General features: G+C 34.5%; 3 protein-coding genes. All 3 read left to right on the top strand.

Going from position 1 to position 2,068, the window contains the following annotated elements:
- Positions 1-194: 194 nt before the first annotated feature.
- Positions 195-791, top strand: a complete 597-nt coding sequence (locus GQR46_RS19065) for a DUF6624 domain-containing protein (protein WP_165742103.1) — start codon at positions 195-197, stop codon at positions 789-791.
- A gap of 381 nt (positions 792-1,172) precedes the next feature.
- Positions 1,173-1,553 carry a hypothetical protein gene (locus GQR46_RS19060; protein ID WP_165728599.1) on the top strand — a complete coding sequence of 127 codons (381 nt, stop codon included), beginning with the start codon at positions 1,173-1,175 and terminating at the stop codon, positions 1,551-1,553.
- 101 nt (positions 1,554-1,654) lie between these two features.
- On the top strand, positions 1,655-2,068 hold a 414-nt coding region (locus GQR46_RS19055), incomplete at its 3' end, for a retropepsin-like aspartic protease (protein ID WP_165742101.1).

Below are 2,068 nucleotides of genomic sequence, written 5' to 3'. Positions count from 1 at the left end.
ATCGTTTGGATTAATACTTTTTTCAAAAGGTTTATTTTCAACATTATTTATATATCTGGTTTTGCGTTAAAGTATACTTAACAAGGCAAAGCAGTAGGACTAAAAACAGCTGGCCATTACTCGAGCCTCGCTATTTTGCCCAACAATTTTTAGCCTCTGTTTGAGGCGTTATATGTACAAGGAGAGTTCAGTTGATGCGTTACCTATTTTTACTGTTGCTAATACCTTTTTATTCTTTTGCCGAAATTAACCTTCCTCTGCAAAAAGAACTAATTGAAATGGAAATTGAAGATCAACATATTCGAAACAAAATAGGAAAAGCTGGATGGCAAAACCCGCCCAAAGCACTCCTAGAACAAATGATGAAAATAGATGAAAGTAATACAGGAAAACTTAAAGCTATCATTAAAAAGCATCATTGGGTAACAAAAGATTTAGTTGGAGTTAAAGGAGTTGGAGCAGCATTTTTAGTCATTCAGCATTCACCTGATGTTGCATTTAAAGTAAAAATGCTTCCTTATTTAAAGCAATCATATTTGAATGGCGAAGGTGTTAGCGGACAACAAGTTGCTCTTTTAACTGATAGAGTTCTTATTGCACAAGGAAAGAAACAAATCTATGGTACTCAAGCTGACGTGAGTGAAGGTAAAGTTGTGTTTAGCCCCATAGAAGATGAAACTAATGTAGATAAACTGCGTGAAGAAATGAAGATGCCCTCTTTAGATTTTTACTTAAAAATAATGGAAAAAATGTACGGGATTAAAGAGCACCCTGAAATAGACTTGAATTAATCTACATATAACAACACGGCCTGAGGTGGACAGCAAGCGCTAAAGCTCTCTTTCCATCGCAAATTTTAACAGCGGTGATCCCTTACTTTTCAATGTAGTTAGGTAAGTTGATTCATCGTAGGGCGTATGTAGATTTAGACCCGACTTTACTTATCTAGTTCTTTTCTTAGAGGAAATAACAAAGGCACCCATCCTAAATTTTGCACATAAACACCAGTAATCCTTTTCAAAACGCCAATTAAAACCAACAGTAAACACTTCTTTATATTCTGCGTAAAAATACAGTAATCGATTGAACCAAAATAGGAACTCAGCTATGGTTTATTTATCAATAAAAACAAATAAAAAACGAGTTAATCTACAGGCTCGTTAGGTAATTCAATGAATACTGCCATCGATGAAGTCACAAATAATTACCAAGACTGGAGCTTAGACAAATTATCGTATGTGGATGGGTTACTAACACTGAACATTATCACTTATTTAGAAGATGATGCTCCCGTAAGGTTTATGGTTGTGTTTACAAATACCGTTTTATTCGAAACTTATGATGAAAGTAGCCATTTTCATGACTATCATCAAAACCGTGATTTGGGCGTCATCGGCGTATATTCTGATTCAAGCTTATTGGAGTATGCTCAAACTAAAACGAATACTTTCAGTTTAAACAACAATAAGCTGTTTCATTATTCAGTAATGACTACAAATGAAATCATTCATGTTTTAACAAATATTGAGCCTCAGGTGATAAACGTTACATAACAAAACGCGCTGAGGTGGGCGACTAGTAAAATTTGGCTATTAATTGTGGGAAGCTGAAAATAGTAAGTAAGATTTTAAAAACTTTATAACAAGGAACGTATATGAATTTATCTGAAGGCAAAACTATAATTGAATTTGAAATATCACAAACAGGCCACCAAATTATTGAAGCTAAAATTAATGGTAAATCGTTACGTTTTATTTTAGATAGTGCCGCTGGATCATCTGTTTTAGACCGTGCATGTCTTATTGAGCTTGGCATTGAAGAAACACCCAATGTTGAGAATGCAGCAGGTTTGGGGACTTCGGATCACGATATGGGCGATATAGAAGTTCATTCAATAGAATTAGGAAATGCCTTATTTGAGAGTCCTGATTTTGTATCACTTAATCTTGACCATGTACAAGTAGCAGATGGTGAAAAGGGAGTACATGGCTTATTAGGCTCTCCGTTTTTTATTCAATACCAAGCTGTTATCGATTTTTCAAAAAACAGTCTAGAGCTTTTTAATAAA

The sequence above is a fragment of the Pseudoalteromonas sp. Z1A6 genome (assembly GCF_011378745.1).
In the GTDB taxonomy this organism is placed as follows: Bacteria; Pseudomonadota; Gammaproteobacteria; order Enterobacterales; family Alteromonadaceae; genus Pseudoalteromonas; species Pseudoalteromonas arctica.
This window is presented reverse-complemented; position numbering and strand designations above follow the sequence as displayed.